Source organism: Wielerella bovis, from assembly GCF_022354465.1.
Taxonomy (GTDB): domain Bacteria; phylum Pseudomonadota; class Gammaproteobacteria; order Burkholderiales; family Neisseriaceae; genus Wielerella; species Wielerella bovis.
This window is the reverse complement of record NZ_CP092361.1, coordinates 774,447-794,705: the sequence shown is the minus strand read 5'-3', so window position 1 is coordinate 794,705 and position 20,259 is coordinate 774,447. Positions and strand designations below refer to the sequence as shown.

At 40.4% G+C, this 20,259-nt stretch carries 16 protein-coding genes; 5 read left to right on the top strand and 11 right to left on the bottom strand.

The window, feature by feature from the left end; all coding sequences use genetic code 11:
* The first annotated feature begins 625 nt into the window (after positions 1–625).
* Entirely contained in the window at positions 626–1,675 is a 1,050-nt protein-coding gene (gene pseI / locus MIS45_RS04000; RefSeq protein ID WP_249451087.1) for a pseudaminic acid synthase, read from the top strand.
* 229 nt (positions 1,676–1,904) lie between these two features.
* Here pseI and MIS45_RS03995 read toward each other — a convergent pair whose 3' ends face one another.
* From MIS45_RS03995 to dksA, 7 genes are all read right to left on the bottom strand, one after another.
* Entirely contained in the window at positions 1,905–3,203 is a 1,299-nt protein-coding gene (locus MIS45_RS03995) for a sigma-54-dependent transcriptional regulator (RefSeq protein ID WP_249451086.1), read from the bottom strand.
* A 22-nt stretch (positions 3,204–3,225) separates the two neighbouring features.
* Entirely contained in the window at positions 3,226–5,334 is a 2,109-nt protein-coding gene (locus MIS45_RS03990) for a sensor histidine kinase (RefSeq protein WP_249451085.1), read from the bottom strand.
* A 99-nt stretch (positions 5,335–5,433) separates the two neighbouring features.
* The gene (locus MIS45_RS03985) at positions 5,434–6,138 is read right to left on the bottom strand and encodes a DUF4390 domain-containing protein (protein ID WP_346766866.1); all 705 of its coding nucleotides are present in this window, start codon (positions 6,136–6,138) and stop codon (positions 5,434–5,436) included.
* Entirely contained in the window at positions 6,104–7,360 is a 1,257-nt protein-coding gene (rsmB, locus tag MIS45_RS03980; protein ID WP_249451084.1) for a 16S rRNA (cytosine(967)-C(5))-methyltransferase RsmB, read from the bottom strand. Before rsmB ends, MIS45_RS03985 begins: the two co-directional genes overlap by 35 nt.
* Before the next feature lie 291 nt (positions 7,361–7,651).
* Entirely contained in the window at positions 7,652–8,476 is an 825-nt protein-coding gene (locus MIS45_RS03975; RefSeq protein ID WP_249451083.1) for an FKBP-type peptidyl-prolyl cis-trans isomerase, read from the bottom strand.
* Between the two features lie 989 nt (positions 8,477–9,465).
* Positions 9,466–10,284, bottom strand: a complete 819-nt coding sequence (gene hpnC, locus MIS45_RS03970; RefSeq protein ID WP_249451082.1) for a squalene synthase HpnC — start codon at positions 10,282–10,284, stop codon at positions 9,466–9,468.
* A gap of 111 nt (positions 10,285–10,395) precedes the next feature.
* Complete coding sequence (gene dksA, locus MIS45_RS03965; protein WP_249443346.1) at positions 10,396–10,812, bottom strand: RNA polymerase-binding protein DksA; 417 nt, start codon at positions 10,810–10,812, stop codon at positions 10,396–10,398.
* A 167-nt stretch (positions 10,813–10,979) separates the two neighbouring features.
* Between dksA and MIS45_RS03960 the strand changes: the two genes are divergently transcribed.
* Positions 10,980–11,687, top strand: a complete 708-nt coding sequence (locus MIS45_RS03960; RefSeq protein WP_249451081.1) for an SIMPL domain-containing protein — start codon at positions 10,980–10,982, stop codon at positions 11,685–11,687.
* Between the two features lie 188 nt (positions 11,688–11,875).
* Here the strand turns inward: MIS45_RS03960 and guaA are convergent, their stop codons facing one another.
* On the bottom strand, positions 11,876–13,444 hold the full coding sequence (guaA, locus tag MIS45_RS03955) for a glutamine-hydrolyzing GMP synthase (RefSeq protein ID WP_249451331.1): 1,569 nt from the start codon (positions 13,442–13,444) through the stop codon (positions 11,876–11,878).
* Positions 13,445–13,919: 475 nt separating this feature from the next.
* Between guaA and MIS45_RS03950 the strand changes: the two genes are divergently transcribed.
* The 3 genes from MIS45_RS03950 to xerD all read left to right on the top strand — a co-directional run bounded on the left by MIS45_RS03950 (position 13,920) and on the right by xerD (position 15,682).
* Positions 13,920–14,273, top strand: a complete 354-nt coding sequence (locus tag MIS45_RS03950) for a hypothetical protein (RefSeq protein ID WP_249443344.1) — start codon at positions 13,920–13,922, stop codon at positions 14,271–14,273.
* 138 nt (positions 14,274–14,411) lie between these two features.
* On the top strand, positions 14,412–14,693 hold the full coding sequence (locus MIS45_RS03945) for a DUF3817 domain-containing protein (RefSeq protein ID WP_249443343.1): 282 nt from the start codon (positions 14,412–14,414) through the stop codon (positions 14,691–14,693).
* 104 nt (positions 14,694–14,797) lie between these two features.
* Positions 14,798–15,682, top strand: coding sequence for a site-specific tyrosine recombinase XerD (gene xerD / locus MIS45_RS03940; RefSeq protein ID WP_249451080.1), 885 nt, complete (start codon positions 14,798–14,800; stop codon positions 15,680–15,682).
* A gap of 64 nt (positions 15,683–15,746) precedes the next feature.
* Here the strand turns inward: xerD and MIS45_RS03935 are convergent, their stop codons facing one another.
* From MIS45_RS03935 to ppsA, 3 genes are all read right to left on the bottom strand, one after another.
* Complete coding sequence (locus tag MIS45_RS03935) at positions 15,747–16,769, bottom strand: SPFH domain-containing protein (protein WP_249443776.1); 1,023 nt, start codon at positions 16,767–16,769, stop codon at positions 15,747–15,749.
* A 136-nt stretch (positions 16,770–16,905) separates the two neighbouring features.
* Entirely contained in the window at positions 16,906–17,295 is a 390-nt protein-coding gene (locus MIS45_RS03930; RefSeq protein ID WP_249443341.1) for a DUF350 domain-containing protein, read from the bottom strand.
* Positions 17,296–17,422: 127 nt separating this feature from the next.
* Positions 17,423–19,825 carry a phosphoenolpyruvate synthase gene (gene ppsA, locus MIS45_RS03925; protein WP_249451079.1) on the bottom strand — a complete coding sequence of 801 codons (2,403 nt, stop codon included), beginning with the start codon at positions 19,823–19,825 and terminating at the stop codon, positions 17,423–17,425.
* Between the last annotated feature and the right edge of the window lie 434 nt (positions 19,826–20,259).

The window sequence follows — 20,259 nt, the reverse complement described above, 5'->3', positions numbered from 1 at the left end:
ACGCGCATTATAAGCGAATATGCTTGATATTGCGTGAATTTGCGTTTTCAGGCTGTATTCTTTGTGTTAGAAAATGTTAAGGCAGCCTGAAACTTAGGGTTAATAACAACACAACGATATCGAGTACAATGCTGATGTTATAGATAACACGTCCAATTCAAAGCAGATAACGAAATATGCTCATAATGCTAAAATCCAACTACACACGAATTATTAGCCCCTATGTATAGTGGATTCAATTTAAATCAGGATAAGGCGACAGCAACCGCCGTGTACACCTAGTACATAAGGGAGCTGGCAACGCTGTACTGGTTTAAATTGAATTCACTATATAGTCATTTAAAATAAAAATAAGACACAGAAACAACAGCCTCCATATACCAATTAGTATATAGTGAAGCTAACAATACAATATTATTTTAAACTGCAATTTACGATAATCGTGTTTTACCTTGCCAAATACATTGTATTTTTGCAAGAATAAATCCTTTGTAAACCCCTATCTTTGTAAGTATTTTTCGCAATATGTATACTGTGATGCTATTGCTTTAAACGACGCATAAATTAAATATAGGGATTATGCAAAGATTTCAGAATATGTTTTGTTTCATTCAGAAAGCAAATTATGGGCTCACACATTACCATTAATGGACGAAAAATCGGTACAGAATATGCACCTTACATCATCGCAGAAATGTCTGCCAACCATAATGGCAGCATTGAAAATGCATTTAAAATCATTGAACAAGCTAAAATATGTGGCGCGGATGCTGTTAAATTGCAAACCTACACCGCCGACACGATTACGCTTAATAGTCATGCCCCTGAATTTATGATTCAAGGTGGATTATGGCATGGACAATCTTTGCATGAACTTTATCAAAAAGCACATATGCCGTGGGATTGGCATAAACCTTTGTTTGAATTTGCTAAATCACAAGATATTACCATTTTTAGTTCGCCATTTGATTTCACGGCGGTGGATTTGCTGGAAAGTTTAGACGCGCCCGCTTACAAAATTGCTTCGTTTGAAGTAATTGATTTACCGTTGATTCGTTATGTGGCGCAAACAGGCAAACCGATGATTATTTCCACAGGTATGGCGGATGCAGAAGAAATTGGTGAAGCGATTGAGACTGCTAAATCAAATGGTTGTCAGGAATTGGTAGTTTTGCATTGCGTGAGTGGCTATCCCGCACCTGCCGCTGATTACAATTTACGCACACTGCCCGATATGGCAACACGATTTGGTACACTGGTCGGCTTATCTGACCATACTTTGGACAACACAACTGCCGTAGCAAGTGTGGTTTTAGGCGGTTGCCTGATTGAAAAACATTTTACGCTAGACCGTCATGGCGGTGGTGCAGACGACAGTTTTTCGCTAGAACCTACTGATTTGCAAGCCCTTTGCCGCGACACGAAAACGGCTTGGCAAGCACTCGGGCGTGTGAATTATGACTTGAAATCCAGCGAACAGGGCAATGTGCAATTCCGTCGCTCACTGTATTTTGTCAAAGATTTGAAAGCGGGAGATGTGATTGACGAAACGTGCATTCGTAGCGTACGCCCTGGATTTGGTTTGCCGCCGAAATATTTTGATGATTTACTAGGAAAGCGTGTAAAACAAGATATTACTGCAAATATGGCAACACATTGGGATTTAATAAGATAGTTTCAGGCAGCCTGAAACCTTTGCAACACCCCAGATTTGAGCACAGTTCAAAGCGATAGTATCGCAAAACACACAGACATATCATGTAGATAGGCAAGCGTTTGAGAAACGCATCGCGCAGAAATGTGCTAAAGATAGGGATTTTGTAAAGGTTTCAGCCTAAAAAATAAATACCAAGTCGTTTAATAAAAGCGACTTGGTATAATCTTTCCAGTTTTGTTAACTATAATTATCCAGCAGAATTTTCACTATCCTCTTTCTCATTAATAGAGCGACGTGTGAATGTAATGCCTAATTGTTTTAATTTGCGGTATAAATGCGTACGTTCCAAACCCACTTTTTGTGCCACACGGCTCATATTATGATTTTCTTGACGAATATGGAACTCAAAATAGCGACGTTCCAGTTCTTCACGCAATTCTCGCAAAGGTAGGTTGAAATTAAATGAGCTACGAATATTGTCCGTATTATTTTGGACAAATTGGCTTAATAAACGAACTACAGCACCATCATTTACCTCATTATCTTCTGCATTCAAAGCCAAACTAGTTACGACATTGCGCAGTTGTTCTATATTACCGGGCCAATCGTATTGACGTAACTTTGCCATAGCTGAATTACTAAATTTAACGGGGGCAACTAGTTTAGTTTCTGTTAATTCAGTTAAAACTTTACCAATTAAAAAAGGAATATCTTCTGGATGATGACGTAAGGGGGGAATATTTACTACTGTACTGGATAGAATATTCATCAAACGTGTATCATGGTCAGAAGTATCCAATAATTCATGGATAGGACGACTATTAGTACAAATAATGCGTGTATTGTGTTTTTCAGCCTTAGTTAACAAAAAGCTAATATTCTGGCGAATACTTTTGCTATATTGTGAAATATCACCCAAATATAAAATACCGCCCGTTGCTTTATTTAACAGTTCCAATGGAATATCGGCAATATTATCAGGGCGTGAAGGTTGCACCCATGGTGTATTTTCTTTATGAAAAGCACGAGCAACCGTTTCAAAAGGAGAACCCGCTTCGCCCATCAATAAAATAGAACTGTTTTGTTGCATGGCGTGCTCAATTTGTTTATTTAACTCTTTGACTACTGGGCTATTACCCAAATTATCCATAGCCAAAGATGCCTCTACCAATGTCTCACCATATTTTAAAGCACGTTCTACGGTACTTAATAGTTTCTGCAATGGAATGGGTTTTTCCAAAAAATCCAACGCACCAATTTTAGTAGCTTCTATAGCTGTATCGATACTACCATGCCCACTCATCATGACAACAGGCATGGTTAATTGTCCATTTTTTGCCCATTCTTTGAGCAAAGTAATCCCATCACTATCAGGCATCCAAATGTCTAAAAGCACCATGGCAGGACGATTTTTATTGCGCATAGTACGTGCTTCTGCTGCATTGCAAGCAAGAGCAACAGTATAACCCTCGTCTTCCAATGTTTCTTGTAATACTTCGCGGATGCCAAGTTCATCATCAACAATTAAAATATCGGTGCTTCGCATAATGTGTTTGTTTAATTTATGTTTATTGGATTGATGGAAAGTACACTACCACACGCGCGCCACCATTTTCTTGGTTGGCAAGTGTGATTCGTCCACCATGTTCTTCAACAATTTTTTTGACTACGGCTAAACCTAAACCTGTACCTGAAGGCTTGTCCGTTATATAAGGTTCAAATGCAGTTTGCAGCATTTGTGGACTGAAACTTTTACCATTATTAGCGACAATTAAACAAATAGTGTCATTTTCTTTTTGTACACTAACATGGATTTCAGGCTGCTTCGGATCGCCAATAGCAGCTTCCGCAGCATTTTTAAATAAATTATGGAGAACTTGACGTAAAGCGGTAGTGTCTGCTTTTAGCAACAGTGGCATATTACCTAAATCTGCGCGAAAAGTACACGGGCTTGTTTCATATAATATAAGCACTTCTTCTATAATGGTTTTTAAATCCACCTCAATAAGTTTCAAGCTTGGGGCACGAGCATAATTGCGAAAAGCTTCCACCATTTCTTTAAGTGCGGCAACTTGTTTCACAATCGTGTCGGTGGATTTGGTCAAAATTTGTTCATCTGACACAGAAAGTTTACCATGCAATTTCCATGCCAATCTTTCCGCTGAAAGCTGAATGGGTGTCAATGGATTACGAATTTCGTGCGCCAACCGTTTCGCAACCTCACCCCAAGCAGCTTCTTTTTGTGCGCGAACCAAAGTGGTGATATTGTCAAAAACCAGCACCAAACCATTACCATTTTCGGAAGGCAAACGCACAGCTTTACCTAACAAAATTCGGCTTTCATCTTGTGCAATATAGGCTACTTCTATGGTTTCTCCCGTATTTTCGGTAGTACATAATTGTTCTAACAGTTCGGCAGCAGCTGCATGTTGTGGTGATAATTTTGCCCAATTGCGATGATGTAAACCAATGTGTTTACCCAAACGAATATCCAACATATTTTCTGCGCTGGTATTATAGGTTTTCAGGCTGCCTTTGGCGTCTAATGTAATCACGCCTGCGCTTAAACTGGCGAGTACGCGTTCTAAATAATGACGGGCAGCATCTTGTGCCAAACGATGTTTTTCATCAGCCATTTTGGCAATCGCTAGTTGTTCGGTCATGTGGTTGAATAAACCAGATAATCGTCCGAGTTCATCTTTATTGCTTTCTGGAATACGATGACTGAAATCGTTTTGGGCAACATGACGTGCACCATCTGCCAAAGCCAAAATGGGTTCAACAAATCGACGTGCAAAACTGAGTGCGGCTGATAGTGCCAGCAAAATTGCCAAAATGGTGGCAATCATCAAAGTAATCAGGAAAAATTTTTGCAAACCTTTTTGCGCGTACATTAATTCAGCGTATTTAGCGCGTGCGGATTCAATCAAGACAACGTCGTTGGCGATTTCCTCTGGTACAGGCTGCCTGAAAAATAATACATAGTGTTTACCATTGTATCTTGGCAAGGAAATCCAACCGCTTGTGTACAGTACATCATTGAGACTTTCATTGCTGCGGACAATTTTCTCTTTGATGATTTTTTTGACCAAATCCGCATCTAAATCAGGTTGGCGTAATTGTTGTGGATTGCGTTCGGCAACGGGTTTCAGGCTGCCTGATTGCCATAAAGCCAAATGACTAAAATTTTTGGCATGATTGGTTTGCAAGGCATCATCGGCTGCATATTGTTGTGCCAAAGCGGTGGCAATATCGGCACGAATGGGTTCAGTTTGTTTTACAGTAGCATCAGCAGCGGTTTCTAGTGCGGATTTGCTGAGTTTCAGGCTGCGTTCAAGGGCTTGTTGTGTGTCATTGCCAAACCATGAGTCAATACTGTGTGAAATAAATTGTGCGGATACGCCAAACAGAAATAATGCGGGTAATACAGCAACAAGAGTAAACATGAGTGATAAGCGGTGGGCAATTTGTGAGCCAAATACATGATTACGCTTATCTCGTATCACATTGATAATATAGTACAAAGTTACCAAAGCCATAGCTATTGCAATGATGCCAGATGCAATAGCGATGTGCCAAAAATAAGGTGCAAGTGGACTATTGCTGTCGGTAGTCAGCGTAATGGCGTAGAGTGCAATAAAGGCGAGTGCACCGCAAATAAACAGAAAACGTTTCATAGTTATAAGGTTTCCAGGCTGCCTTATTGATGTTGTAGCAAATAAAGGTAGCCTGAAAATAAGGAAAAAGTTATGGGAACAAATAAGGCAGCCTGAAAATTAGTATGAAATATTTAAATCTCGCCAGCCTGAATCCAAATCCCAGTGATTAGAGGTTAATACGTTAATTTGGAAAGGTTTCGGTAATTTTGAAGTGGTTAAATTCAGGCGAATTTGGGCTTTAACTTTATCACTTGGTACATTTTGTAATGTGCCTTTTTTCAGCACTTGCCAGTTGGCAATCGCGCCAACAGCTTTTAACGCAACTTCTAAACTATTGTATTCGGAAGAAAAAGTACCAACGGAAACACGATATCGCCCAGTTAATGGGTGATAAGATAAGCGGTAGTTCACGACATTTTCTGAACCTGTTAATTGTTTGATTTTGAAACGGTAAGATGCAATCGTAGGGCTTTCTAAACGATATGATAAGGCAAAATCCAGTGGCACACCTTGTTTTAAGGCACTTTGTAGTTGTTCGGGCAATTCGGTTTTGAAACGGCTGCTGATGCCTAACTGTCCGTTGGCTAAAATTTTTCCTTGATAACGGCTGTGGCTAATACTTTCTGCGGTGGCAAGTGGTGCTGATAATAATAAAATGGCGCTGGTCAAAATAAGGCTTAAACGTGTCAAAAGGCAGCCTGAAAGCATTTTTTTAGGCTGTTTTTGTGTATATTTTGTTTTCAGGCTGCCTAATGGATTAAAAGGCAGCCTGAAAATAGATAAGCTCTTATTTTTTATCAATAAGCGCGTAATAAAAGCCATCTTGTTTTTCATTGGGCAAAATCACTTTTTCTTGACGCAATGTGGCATCTGCATGACGTTGCAGGAATTTTTGACATTGCTGTTGGTTTTCTTCTTCAAATAGTGAACAGGTTGCAAGTAACATTCGTCCGCCTGATTTAAGCGTTGTCCACAAGGCGTCCAACATAGGTTCTTGCTGACGTGCGGTTTTGAGTGCATCACTTGGACGGCGCAACCATTTAATATCGGGATTGCGTTTGATGGTGCCAGATGCGGTACATGGTACATCTGCCAAGATTGCATCAAATAAGCAATCATCATACCATGCTGCTAAATCTTGTGCGGGCGCGCATTTTAAGGCAGCCTGAAAACGCAATCTATCCAAGTTTTCACGAACATAGGCTAAACGATTGGCATCAATATCCAAGGCAGTTACGCTGCAATCTGCCAGCTCTAAAATATGCCCTGTTTTGCCACCCGGTGCGGCGCAGGCATCTAAAATACGTTCGCCATTTTGGGGATTGAGCAAATAGGCGGCTTGCTGTGCGCCAAAATCTTGAACGGAAACCACACCTTCGGTAAATTTGGGTAATTGGCTCACGGGAATGGGGGTATTAATGCGAATAGCATAATCGTCTAATGCTTTGGCTGCAATATCTTGTTCTTGTAATAATTGTAAATATTGCGCTGCATCCATGTGGCGGCGATTAACCCGTAATGTGAGTGGTGGGTGCGATTGAAAGGCAGTTGCCATATTATGCCAATATTTAGGATATTGATTTTGAAAAACTTTATTCAACCAAACGGGCATATTATATTTGGCAACATCGTCAAATTTACACGCTTTATTCAAACTTTCGCGTTCACGTTGAAAGCGGCGCAAAATGGCATTGGCAAACGAACGATATTGTCCACGTCCAATTTTGCCGATGTGTTCCACTGCTTCATTCACCACCGCGTGCGGCGCATTGCGCGTGTGGTTTAATTGGTACATGGCAACTAAAAGATGATATTCCAATGCTTGATTATCAATCGGTTTGTTTAATAATTTGCCAAGCATATATTTCAGGCTGCCTAAATAACGTTGGCAACCATACGCCAAATCTTGCAACATACCTTTGTCTTGCAAGCTTAAATCAGGATGTTGGCTGATGATGTTCGCCAATTCATCAGATAGATTTTTGCCGCTATCCACGGCTGCAAGTGTTTGTGTGGCAAGCTTTTGCACGATTGAGAGAGACATTATGGACTTTCTATGGATTGAAGTATGACGTCATTATAAATGTTTTTTAGATAAACATGGGGTAGACGTATAGTGAATTCAATTTAAACCAGTACAGCGTTGCCAGCTCCCTTATGTACTAGGTGTACACGGCGGTCGCTGTCGCCTTGTCCTGATTTAAATTGAATCCACTATAATTAATAAGTTTGTAAAACTTTTACAAAACTCATTTTGGGCAGCCTGAAAAACAAAACAGCCATTTATTCTGCATCATTTCAGAAAATAAATGGCTGTTTTTTTAGTTATTCAAATTTATTTTTTAGGTTGCGATTTTTTCAGCGCTTCTTCTGCTTTCATTTGTTCTTGTTGCAGTTTAACTGCACCATCTTTTTCCACTTTCACGATTTTCATGTCAAACACCAAAACCGAATTAGCTGGAATTTTAGGCGATGGCGATTGTGCACCATAAGCCAAAGCAGCAGGAACATACACCGTATATTCGCCACCCTCTTTCATTAATTGCAAACCTTCTGTCCAACCTTTAATGACTGTGCCTTCAATCAATGGAACCGCGAATGGCGTACCCCCATGTTCTTGAGTACTATCAAATACTGTACCATCGGTTAAACGACCTTCATATTCCACACTAACCAAGTCGCCCAATGCAGCTTGTGCGCCATTACCTTCTTTATTTACTTTATATTGCAAACCAGAATCGGTTGTTTTCACACCCTCTTTGGTTTTATTTTCAGCCAAGAATTTTTCGCCAGCAACAATCGCTTCACTTGCTTGTTTAGCCGCCACCGCCATCACTTTTTCTCTGATGCTCTTCATCACGATGTCAGCTTGTTCTGGCGATACACGCGAAGGTTTACCATCCATTTGTTCATTCAAAGCTTCAATTAATGCTTTACTATCAACCTCAATCCCATTTTTTTTCAACGTATCCAATTGCATACTTTGCGCAAATTCATAGCCCAACATATAGCCTAATTGTTTGCTTTCCGTTTCCAAACCAACAGGCACAGAAGCCGCCGCTGCACCAGAAGCAGAGGTTGGCGTACCACTCATTTGTTGATTACACGCCGCCAAAAACAAAGAAGTTGCTAATACAGTTAAAACGAATTGTTTTTTCATATTTATTCCTAATAAAGGGTTTAAAAATTTGGTCGGAATTATAGCGTTTTTTCAGGCTGTCGCCTATTTCTATTCCAACCAATTAATTTTAAAATAAAATATAACGCTTATTCATTATAAGAGTTAATATAATATATGTAGGTCAAATTCTTGTATCCACCATTTTCTTACAACCATCTTTAATTTCTGAATCGAGTAAAAGTAACCTGCTTTTAAAAGTGTAGCCATACAATTCAACTATCAAGATATAAACACAGGTTCTAAAACTTCCAGACAGAAACTTTTGTAAAACCCATTTAGGCTAAAACCTTTGCAAAACCCTATTTTTTGAACTTTCTTGAAAAATAAATTTCTTAAAATTCAAAAAATTAAAATTTTTAAATATAAAATTTTAGGAGTTTTGCAAAGGTTTCAGGCTGCCTGAAAATTCATAGATTAGATATTTATATCCCATATTTTTTAATAAAAACAAATAATTGTTAATTTTAAAAAATATTGTATTCAAAAATTCAATCTGCCGTTTCAGATTTTGCACAGGTTTCCGTTTGCAAAAATAATACAGTGTAAGCAATACATTGCTAATTTCTAATTTAAATAATTGATTTGAATTATATTTAAAAGTTACTATTCCAAACTTAAATGAAGAAAATAATATATAAATATTTTTAAATGCTTATTATTTGATTTAGCGCAAAGTAATAAAGCAAAAAAAGGCGCATACTCGAAAGTATGCGCAAAGTCTACAAAGGAGAAATAGAGGAGAAATATCCAACCGTTGTAGCGACTGGACAAGATGAATTATGTTCTGTTTTAATAGACTTGTCAAAGGACTATCATCTTGTTTTTGGTTAAATTTATTAAAACATGTAGATTTTGCGCATTTTTAAGCAAATATTATCTATGATAAATAGGCATGTTTAACAAACAAAACTAGGATTTAGGGTCAATTTTTAAAACAATATTTTCATATTCTTAATTAGATTAGAATTTTATTTCTTTAAAAAAGCGCGTTTAATTAATATCAGCCAATCGCGTTTGTCTAGTGCTGGGCGTTGTAAAAATACATCATAGTGGTTTTCAGCCATTTTTTGTAAGATGCAATCGCCACCTAAAATAATCATCCGTAATTCAAAACCTAATCTTCCTTTAAGCGTTTTGCCAAGTGGTGCGCCTGCGTGAAGCATTTTGCGTGCTTTATTGCATTCATACGCAATCAGTTTGCGTAGTTGAGGTGTGATTTTATTTGCGGCAATGTCTGTTTCGCTAACGTTGAATTTTTGCATATCATCTTGTGGCAGATAAACGCGATTTTTTTGCCAATCAATCGCGATATCTTGCCAAAAGTTGATAAGTTGCAAGGCGGTACAAATGCCATCACTTTGGGCAATGGATTGTGGATGATGCTCGCCATATAGATGCAACATGAGCCGCCCAACTGGATTGGCAGAACGGCGTGCGTAATCTACTAATTCGCCGAAATTTTGGTAACGTGTTTTCCCGGTATCTTGATGAAAGGCGGATAGTAAGTCGTAGAATGGTTGCAGGGGAATTTGGTGTGGAGTGATGGCACGTTCATAAAGTTGTTGCATGAGTTCGGTTTCAGGCAGCCTACCTTGCGCAATGCGGTCTAATTCAGTTTTTAATTCATTTAATTGTTGTTGGCGTTGGGCGATGGTGGCATTACCTTCATCGGCAATGTCGTCTGCAGTGCGAGCGAAAGCATAAATAGCATGTATGGGGCGGCGCAATTTTCGCGGTAGGATGATGGAGCCTACGGGGAAATTTTCGTAGTGGTTGGGTGCGGTCATGATAATTTTGTCAAAAATATAATTACAGAGTTTTTGTTTATAGGCAGCCTGAAAATATGAAAAGACCCGATAAATCAATTATCGGGTATTTTTTCAGGCTGCCTAATATTTTTAGTCAGCAAATTGTTTTTTCATTTGTTCACGGCGTTCTTGTGCTTCTACGGACAAGGTTGCGGTTGGACGCGCCAACAGGCGACGTAAACCAATGGGTTCACCTGTGTCGCGGCAGAATCCGTATTCGCCTTCGTCAATGTCGCGCAACGATGCTTGAATTTTTGCCAGTAGTTTGCGTTCACGGTCGCGTGTGCGCAATTCCAAGGCATATTCTTCTTCTTGTGAAGCGCGGTCTGTTGGGTCAGGTGCGGCTTCGTGTTCTTGCATATGAGACGTGGTCTCATCTGCTCGGTTGATTAATTCATCTTGTTGTTTAACCAGCAATTCACGGAAAAATGCCATATGGTCTTCATTCATGTAGTCGGATTCGGGACCGTTCCATGCAATGATGTCTTGTTCGGTTAATTTTGCCATATTATTTCTTTCGTCCTTTTATAAATTGATGGAAAGTTGTGTTTTGCAAAGTCGCGCATCATACCACGTTTTGAAGAAATGAGTTTGCTGTGAAATGTTATTTTTGATAAAGTTTGAATGTTTCAGGCTGCCTGAATAATTTTATTTTTGTTTTTTAAAGGATTACGATGATGAAAAAAATAGGCATAGCAATGTTATTAATGGGTGTTTTTACCACACCTGTGGCGGCGGAAGAGCTGCATTATAACGTGTTATCATTTCGTGAGAGTGCGAGTTTCAGTGTGGATAATGACACGATGAATATTGTGTTGCGAGTTATGGAAACGGGTAAATCTCGTGTAGAGGTGAGTAATAGGGTGAGTCGTCGTGTCAATGCGGTATTGGCGCGTGCGCGTAGTAATAAAACGTTTGAAGTGGAATCAGGTAATCGCAGTGTTTATCCTGAATATAATGATAAGCGCGTGATTACAAGTTGGACGGATACAGCAGAAATTCGTGTGAAAAGTACGGATTTTGATGCGTTGAGCAAATTGGCGGCGGATAGTCAGAATGATGCGATGTTGGATAATGTGTATTTCTCGGTTTCGCCTAAAAAACATGAAGATGCAGTCAATCAAGCCAGTGAGCAGGCATTGCAGGCTTTCAGGCTGCGTGCGCAAAATATGAGTCGTTCGTTGGGTTTTTCGGCTTATAAAATTGTGCGTGTGGATTTAAATCAATCGTTTGAAAATAGTGAGAGTGTGATGATGGCTGCACCTATGACGGCTTCCATGCGTAATATGTCTGCAAAATATCAGGCGACTGATGTGATGCAAACGAGTGCGGGCAAGCGTGAAATTCGTCAAACAGTAAATGCAACGGTGCAAATGTATTAATTTGAATGAAAGGCAGCCTGAAACCTATGCAAAACTCTTATCTTTGAATCTATTTCTTTGTAATGCATTTCTCGAATGTTTGTCTATCTTAAATGCGATACCTGTGCATTCTGTAATACCATCATTTTAAACTACACTCAAATTTAGGATTATGCAAAGGTTTCAGGCAGCCTGAATATTTTTATAGATTATTCCCACTCAATCGTGGCAGGCGGTTTACCGCTCACGTCATACACCACGCGGTTAATCCCTTTGATTTCATTGATAATGCGATTGGAAACCTTGCCCAGCAAACTGTATGGCAATTCCGCCCAATGCGCCGTCATGAAATCGCTGGTCACCACCGCACGGAGCGCGACCACATAATCATAAGTGCGCCCATCGCCCATCACGCCCACCGATTTCACAGGCAGGAAAACGGCAAACGCTTGACTGGTCAAATCGTACCAAGATTCGCCTTTGTCATTAAACGTATTGCGTAATTCTTGAATGAAAATGTCATCGGCTTGGCGCAATAAATCGGCATACTCGCGTTTCACTTCGCCCAAAATCCGCACGCCCAAACCCGGTCCAGGGAAGGGGTGGCGGTACACCATTTCACGTGGCAAACCCAATGCCACGCCCAATTCGCGCACTTCGTCTTTGAACAAATCGCGCAAAGGTTCAAGCAGTTGCAATTTCATGTTTTCAGGCAGCCCGCCTACATTGTGGTGCGATTTAATCGCGTGGGCTTTGTTGGTTTTCGCGCCTGCGGATTCAATCACGTCTGGGTAAATCGTGCCTTGTGCCAACCATTTGGCGTTGGTCAATTTTTTCTCTTCTGCGTCAAATACTTCAATAAATTCCGCGCCGATGATTTTGCGTTTGCGCTCTGGGTCGGTTACGCCAGCGAGTTTCGCCATAAATTGTTCGCTCGCGTCCACATGAATGACTTTCACGCCCAAATTGCGCGCAAACATATTCATCACATTTTCCGCTTCGTTCAAACGCAACAAGCCATGGTCTACGAAAACGCAAGTCAGTTGGTCGCCAATCGCGCGATGAATCAAGGCTGCCGCCACCGAACTGTCCACACCGCCCGACAAGCCCAAAATCACTTCGTCCGAGCCGACTTGGGCGCGGATTTTGGCGATGGCTTCGTCAATGTAATTGGGCATTGTCCAGCTTGGTGTTGCGCCACAAATTTCCAAAACAAAGCGGTTAATCAAGGCTTTACCTTGTTTGGTGTGGGTAACTTCGGGGTGGAATTGAATACCATAGAATTGTTTTTCGGCATGTTCCATCATCGCAATCGGACAAGATGGCGTGTCGCCAATAACCACAAAACCGTCAGGCAATTTCACAACTTTGTCGCCATGACTCATCCACACATCTAAATGATTGGGTTGATTGTCAAAAATGCCGCGCGTGAGTTCGCAATCAATGGTTTTGACTTGCGCGTAACCAAATTCGCGCTGATTACCCGCTTCCACTGAGCCACCCAAATGGTGCGCCATAAATTGCATGCCGTAGCAAATCCCCAAAACGGGTACGTCCAATTCAAACAAGGCGGTATCGGCATGGTAATTCGCGTCATCGTAAACCGATTGTGGGCTGCCTGAAAGAATAATTCCTTTTGGATTAAATGCCTTAATTTCATCAATAGGCATATCATAGGGGTGCAATTCGCAGTAAACGTGGGCTTCGCGGACACGGCGTGCAATCAGTTGGGTAACTTGCGAGCCGAAATCCAAAATCAAAATTTTATCTTGTTGCATAATCATGAAAATGTAAATTTAGGAAAGAAAAAAGTATGTGTTGCATAATTGCCAACACCAAAAACAGAAAATTGTTTTTATTTTATCATATTTACATTACTATCGTATTGGATTATACAAGTATAAACAATCTTAAAAAATAATGTAGATAAATGCTAACCCACTCATTATTTAGTAATTTTATAAAATTTAAAGCCTATAAATCAGATAGAATATTTCCGTTAATTACCCATTTAGAGTTTAAGATTAAATTGTTATCTTGTAATAAACTTTACTAAAACAACGCCTAGTCTTATAATTCTTTCCAGTTTCTAGGCAGCAAAACAAATCAGCAGAAATAAGCTGGTAAGTGGGAACCTGGTAACCGTTTTAGGTTATGCGGTAACTTCTTTTGAAGCATACACCTTATTTTATATTGATGGACTGCCCTTCTGGTGGTTTAATATGATTTTTTATATATTAGGAGCCTTTAAGAATGAACTACGATAACGCCGTATCTCAAATGTTGAACGTTGATGGCGCATTAGCTGCTGCCGTTGTGGACTTTTCTAGTGGCATGCTGTTAGCTGGTGGCGGTTCTGCTGCTATCGACTTGGAAATCGCTGCTGCGGGTAACACCGAAGTGATGCGTGCAAAAATGAAAACTATGCAAATGTTGGGTTTGAAAGACAGCATTGAAGACATTTTGATTACTTTGGGTAAACAATACCATTTGTTGCGTCCTTTGACTAAACATGATGGCTTGTTCTTATATTCAGTATTGGATCGTTCTAAATCAAACTTGGCTTTGGCTCGCCGTTCTTTGGTTGATACTGAAGCTAACTTATAATTTATAACGCTCAACAACACAAAAAGCTCAAACAAAATATTGTTTGAGCTTTTTTATTGTTTTCAGGCTGCCTTAATAATCTTGCGTTATCATTATATTTAGTTATAATGCACGGTTTTTTAAGGACAAATAAAAAATATGAAAATATTGAGAATGGTTGGATTTGCCGAAGGTGTGTCGTTTTTACTGCTAACTTGTGTGGCAATGCCGATGAAATATATGTTCAACAATGGCGCATTGGTGCCTTATGTGGGTATGGCACATGGCGTGTTATTTTTAGCGTTTGTGGTCGTTTTACTGATGACCTGTCATCGGAAAAATTGGTCAATTATGTGGTTTTTGGTTGGCTTATTTGCTGCGGTTTTGCCATTTGGGACATTTGTGTTTGATTGGAAAATCAGACAATTGGAGCAAAATTAATCAGATAAAACATAGATGCTATAAAAGGCTGTTTGATGTATTTTTCAGGCTGCCTTTTTTTGAATCATATATTGTTTACAATATTAATAGGCAGCCTGAAAACCATGTCTTCCCAACTTGAATACATTGACCGCTTACTTGACCATTTGTGGTTGCAAGAACGCCTATCGCACAATACCCTTGCCGCTTATCGCCGAGATTTGCTCAAAATTGCCGCACGTTTGCAAACCCATCAGCACACTTTTTTCTCTGCTGATAGCGTGGCTCTCGCTGCCGCCATTTATATTGCTGACGAAAAACCGCGTTCACAAGCGCGCGCCTTATCCGCCTGTAAACGATTATATGGCTGGTTAGAAGAAACCGAGCAGCGCACGGACAATCCCTGTCATGATTTGCAAGCAAGCAAAGCCGAACGATTGTTGCCGCCCATTATTACTGAACATCATATTGATGCTCTGCTTGCCGCGCCAGATGTTACCACACCACATGGTTTGCGTGATAAAGCCTTGTTGGAATTGATGTATGCAACGGGTTTGCGCGTGAGTGAGGCGGTTAATTTACGACTAGATGAAATCAATTTAAACAGTGGCTTGGTCAATATTATCGGCAAGGGCGACAAACAGCGCATTGTGCCATTGGGCGAAGAAGCAATTTTTTGGCTGGAAAAATACCTGCAACAAGCACGACCTTCTTTGTTAAAGGGACAAAAATGCGATGCGGTATTTGTCTCGCAAAAAAAAGTCAAAATTAGCCGCCAGTTGGCATGGATAGCGGTCAAAAAATACGCTGAACAAGTAGGCATGGGCAGCCATGTTTCGCCACACAGTTTGCGTCATGCTTTTGCCACACATTTGGTCAATCACGGCGCGGACTTGCGCGTGGTGCAGCTATTATTGGGACACGCGGATATTTCTACCACGCAAATTTACACGCATGTGGCAAATGAACGCTTAAAAAATGTGGTCAATCAATATCATCCACGTTCATAAATATAAGGCAGCCTGAAAATAGTCATTTCCTATTTTCAGGCTGCCTATTGATTGGATACAATAATTAGCCAATCAATTGTTTTAATACTTCCGCTTTTGCTGCATCAAAATCTTCTTGTGAAATCAATCTATTATCTAATAAATTTTTTAATTTAGTTAATTTCGCTTGTGGGTCTTCCGCAGCAGGAGCCACCGTTGTTGCAGATGGTTCTTGTGGCGCAGTTTGCGGCTGCATCATGCTTGCCATTGCGCCAGCCATCGCTTGTCCAATGCCTGCACCCACGCCCAAACCTGCGCCAATGCCAGCCAAACCACCTTCGTTTTGTGCCGCCATCGGAATCGCTTGTGCCGTTTGATATTTGGTGTATTGGTTCAAATCGCCAATCACGCCCATACTCATGCGACTATCTAAGGCTTTTTGTACGTTTTCAGGCAGCGTTACGCTTTCCACCGTGAAATTTTCCAATGCCAAACCCAATTTGGCAAATTCAGGTTTCAGTAATTCGGTCATTTTTTGCGACAATAAAACTTGGTTCGCCGCCATATCCAAAAATGGAATGCCCGATGTGCCAAACGCTGTTGCCAGTTGGGTGACTGAAATATTTTTCAGTTGTGATTCTAACTGTTCACCTGAATACGTTTCTACCACACCCGAAATTTCTTTAAAAAACAAAGCTGGGTCTGCAATGCGATACGAATACATACCGAATGAACGCAGTTGCACAATGCCAAAATCGGTATCACGCACAGTTACAGGTTGTGCCGTGCCCCAACGTCTGCCGATTTGTTGGCGTGTATTGAAAAAATAAACATCTGATTTAAATGGAGATTCAAAAAATTTATCCCAGTTTTTCAAGTTAGTCAAAATCGGCAAGGTTTGCGTGTTCAAGGTATAACGCCCTGCGGCAAACACATCTGCGGTTACGCCTTCATTGACAAACATCGCCATTTGGCTTTCGCGCACGGTTAGACTCGCGCCATTTTGAATTTCTTGGTCGGCAACAGGGAAACGCCACACCAACGTTTCTTCGCTGGGATTTTCCCATTGGATGACATCAATAAATTGCTTGCGGATAAAATCAAACATCATGTTTTCCTTATATTTTAATTTTTCAGTCAAAGTTCATCTTTGTAAAGAAGTAAAGAAGATTATATTTCACAAAGATAAACTCTTGTTTTCAGGCTGCCGTCAATATAAAAGGCAGCCTGAAAAGCATTTTATTTCAGCTCACTAAACATGCGGCATTAAGCAAACCAATCGCTATGGATAAAGCACAGCAAAATGCACCAACAGCAACATTATTGTTTTCTAACTCATTGGCTACATTATGAATAATTTTACTAGCAGCGAAATAGACACCAATTTGTACCACCGATGCACCCAATCCCCATAATACGAAATTGAGTAGGCTAAAACTATGGGTCATCGCAGAAACCAATGCGATACAAAAACCAATGATTGCTCCACCCAATGATAAAGCGCAAGCAAGATTACCTTGTTGAATTAAATACAATTCTCTCGCAGGCGTGATGCGAACATAAGCGATGGCAAACAAAATGGTCATCAACATACCTGTGAACATATAAACTAAATAATAAAGATATTGCAACATAGCTTAACCATTTGGTGTGAAATAGAAAATAAGATTATAGTGGAATTTTGATTTGAGTTGCGTAAATATTCAAAGGCAGCCTGAAAATATACTTTTTCAGGCTGCCTATTTTAGATTTTAGGCTGCATTAGGCTTCTGATTTTTCACCTAATTCCTCTGCCAAATACAACCAAGTTTCCACAACGGTATCTGGATTGAGCGACAAGGTTTCAATGCCTTCTTCCACCAACCATTTGGCAAAATCTTTGTGGTCAGATGGACCTTGCCCGCAAATACCGATGTATTTGTTCAAACGGCGACAAGTGGAAATTGCCAAATGCAACATAACTTTAACCGCAGCATTGCGCTCATCAAATGTGCTGGCGATAGGTCCACCACTATCACGGTCAACGCCTAAAGTCAGTTGAGTCATGTCGTTAGAGCCGATGGAGAAACCGTCAAAATATTTCAAGAATTGCTCGGCTAACAAGGCATTACTTGGCACTTCGCACATCATAATCAAGCGTAAGCCGTTTTTGCCACGTTCCAAACCATTTTCTTTCAATACTTTAATTACTTCTTCTGCTTCGGCAAGCGTGCGAACAAATGGAATCATGATTTCCACATTGGTCAAACCCATTTCATCACGCACATATTTCAATGCGCGACATTCCAACGCAAATGCTGGTTTGAAATCTTCCGAAATATAACGTGCTGCGCCACGGAAGCCCAACATTGGGTTTTCTTCGTGTGGTTCGTATTTATCGCCACCCAATAAACCTGCATATTCATTGGATTTGAAATCGGACATACGCACGATAACTTTTTTCGGATAAGCAGAAGCCGCCAAAGTTGCCACGCCTTCGGCAATTTTATCTACATAAAAATCAACTGGCGATGCATAACCTGCAATGCGTTCTTTGATTTCTGCTTTCAATTCAGGTTCTTGTTCATCAAATTTCAACAAAGCGTATGGGTGGATACCAATTTGACGGTTGATGATAAATTCCATGCGTGCCAAACCAATGCCTTCACTTGGCAAATTGGTAAACGTGAATGCCATTTCTGGATTACCCACGTTCATCATGATTTTAGCTGGCGATTTTGGCATGTGGTCAAGTGAAACTTCAGTTACATTCACATCCAACAAACCTTCGTAAATGAAACCTGTATCGCCTTCCGCGCAAGATACAGTAACCTCTGCACCAGATTGCAGTTTATCAGTCGCATCGCCGCAACCCACAACCGCAGGAATGCCCAATTCACGCGCAATAATTGCTGCGTGGCAAGTGCGACCACCACGATTGGTTACAATCGCCGCCGCACGTTTCATTACAGGTTCCCAATCAGGGTCAGTCATATCGGTAACCAAAATATCGCCTGCTTGCACCAAGTGCATTTCTGAAGCATCTTGAATAATGCGTACCACGCCTTTGCCTGCTTTTTGACCAATCGCACGACCTTGTGTCAATACTTTGCGCTCGCCTTTAATAGAATAACGGCGCAACACATTACCAGCCGCTTTTTCTTGCGATTTCACGGTTTCAGGACGCGCTTGCAAAATGTACAATTTGCCATCAACTCCATCACGACCCCATTCAATATCCATTGGGCGACCGTAATGTTCTTCAATAATCATGGCATATTTTGCCAATTCGGTGATTTCTTCATTGTTGATAGAAAATAGTTTGCGCTCTTCAACAGGCACATCAACCGTTTGTACCGATTTGCCAGCCTGAACGCTGTCGGTAAACACCATTTTGATGAGTTTAGAACCCATGGTTTTGCGCAAAATGGCAGGTTTGTCTTTTTTCAGCGTAGGTTTATGTACATAAAATTCATCGGGATTAACCGCGCCTTGTACCACCGTTTCGCCCAAACCATAAGATGAAGTGATGAACACCACATCTTCAAAACCACTTTCGGTATCAATCGAGAACATCACACCCGATGCGCCACTATCCGAACGCACCATGCGCTGCACACCAGCCGATAAAGCAACCACATCATGCTCAAAACCTTTGTGGACACGATACGAAATCGCACGGTCGTTATACAAAGAAGCAAATACATGATGCATGGCTTCTTTCACATTCTCCAAGCCACTGATATTCAAGAAAGTTTCTTGCTGACCTGCAAAAGAAGCATCGGGCAAATCTTCAGCCGTTGCCGAAGAACGTACCGCCACCGAAATATTATCCGTGCCAGCATCCGCTACCAATTTATTCCAAGCAGCTTCAATCTCATTATTGAGTTGTTCAGGGAATGGCGTTTCCAAAATCCATTGACGAATTTGTGCACCCACACGCGTTAATTCGGTTACATCGTCCACATTCAAATCAGCCAATGCCGCAGAAATTCGCTCATGCAAGCCATTGTGCGCCAAAAATGCACGATATGCTTCGGCAGTGGTAGCAAAACCACCTGGTACGCGCACACCTTTGTTTGTCAGTTGTGAAATCATTTCGCCCAAAGATGCGTTTTTGCCGCCTACGCGTTCAACGTCAGTCATGCGCAGATTTTCAAACCAGATTACATAGTTTTCAGCCATTTTTTGGTGTCCTATTTAGATTGGGTTGAGAGTTGAGATTGATATTAAGAATGTTAAGCAAATTTAATGTTGCTTATTGATATTTTAGCGAGTGGACGATGAAATGTCATACGCTAAATCATGTTTCAGGCTGCCTATGCCTGAAATAAGTGTAATTTATAATGTAGTTTGATGAAATTGGCAAGTTTGTTTTTATTTTTATCTGTTAATTTTTTATAAAACACGGGAAAATGCAGCCTGAAAATAAATTTTATCAAAGTTTAAATTTCTATTTTTTAGTAGATTTTTTTAATGATTACGCTATTTTTATCTTTTCATTGCTTATTTATGAATAGGAAAAATAATTGTAGTGATGTGTAGTTTATTCATAACCATTTGAAATAAAAGTAGTACATGTAGTACTTTTGCAATTCTGCGACTATATATAATTTTTT

What these genes read in the sequence shown, in the direction of transcription:
- MIS45_RS03990 (WP_249451085.1), bottom strand. Translation starts at nt 5,334, where the DNA reads ATGAAACGTTTTCTGTTTATTTGCGGTGCACTCGCCTTTATTGCACTC.
- MIS45_RS03950 (WP_249443344.1), top strand. Translation starts at nt 13,920, where the DNA reads ATGAACTACGATAACGCCGTATCTCAAATGTTGAACGTTGATGGCGCA.
- MIS45_RS03935 (WP_249443776.1), bottom strand. Translation starts at nt 16,769, where the DNA reads ATGTTTGATTTTATCCGCAAGCAATTTATTGATGTCATCCAATGGGAA.
- xerD (WP_249451080.1), top strand. Translation starts at nt 14,798, where the DNA reads ATGTCTTCCCAACTTGAATACATTGACCGCTTACTTGACCATTTGTGG.
- MIS45_RS03995 (WP_249451086.1), bottom strand. Translation starts at nt 3,203, where the DNA reads ATGCGAAGCACCGATATTTTAATTGTTGATGATGAACTTGGCATCCGC.
- MIS45_RS03960 (WP_249451081.1), top strand. Translation starts at nt 10,980, where the DNA reads ATGATGAAAAAAATAGGCATAGCAATGTTATTAATGGGTGTTTTTACC.
- dksA (WP_249443346.1), bottom strand. Translation starts at nt 10,812, where the DNA reads ATGGCAAAATTAACCGAACAAGACATCATTGCATGGAACGGTCCCGAA.
- guaA (WP_249451331.1), bottom strand. Translation starts at nt 13,444, where the DNA reads ATGCAACAAGATAAAATTTTGATTTTGGATTTCGGCTCGCAAGTTACC.
- MIS45_RS03985 (WP_346766866.1), bottom strand. Translation starts at nt 6,138, where the DNA reads ATGGCTTTTATTACGCGCTTATTGATAAAAAATAAGAGCTTATCTATT.
- MIS45_RS03930 (WP_249443341.1), bottom strand. Translation starts at nt 17,295, where the DNA reads ATGTTGCAATATCTTTATTATTTAGTTTATATGTTCACAGGTATGTTG.
- ppsA (WP_249451079.1), bottom strand. Translation starts at nt 19,825, where the DNA reads ATGGCTGAAAACTATGTAATCTGGTTTGAAAATCTGCGCATGACTGAC.
- rsmB (WP_249451084.1), bottom strand. Translation starts at nt 7,360, where the DNA reads ATGTCTCTCTCAATCGTGCAAAAGCTTGCCACACAAACACTTGCAGCC.
- pseI (WP_249451087.1), top strand. Translation starts at nt 626, where the DNA reads ATGGGCTCACACATTACCATTAATGGACGAAAAATCGGTACAGAATAT.
- MIS45_RS03945 (WP_249443343.1), top strand. Translation starts at nt 14,412, where the DNA reads ATGAAAATATTGAGAATGGTTGGATTTGCCGAAGGTGTGTCGTTTTTA.
- MIS45_RS03975 (WP_249451083.1), bottom strand. Translation starts at nt 8,476, where the DNA reads ATGAAAAAACAATTCGTTTTAACTGTATTAGCAACTTCTTTGTTTTTG.
- hpnC (WP_249451082.1), bottom strand. Translation starts at nt 10,284, where the DNA reads ATGACCGCACCCAACCACTACGAAAATTTCCCCGTAGGCTCCATCATC.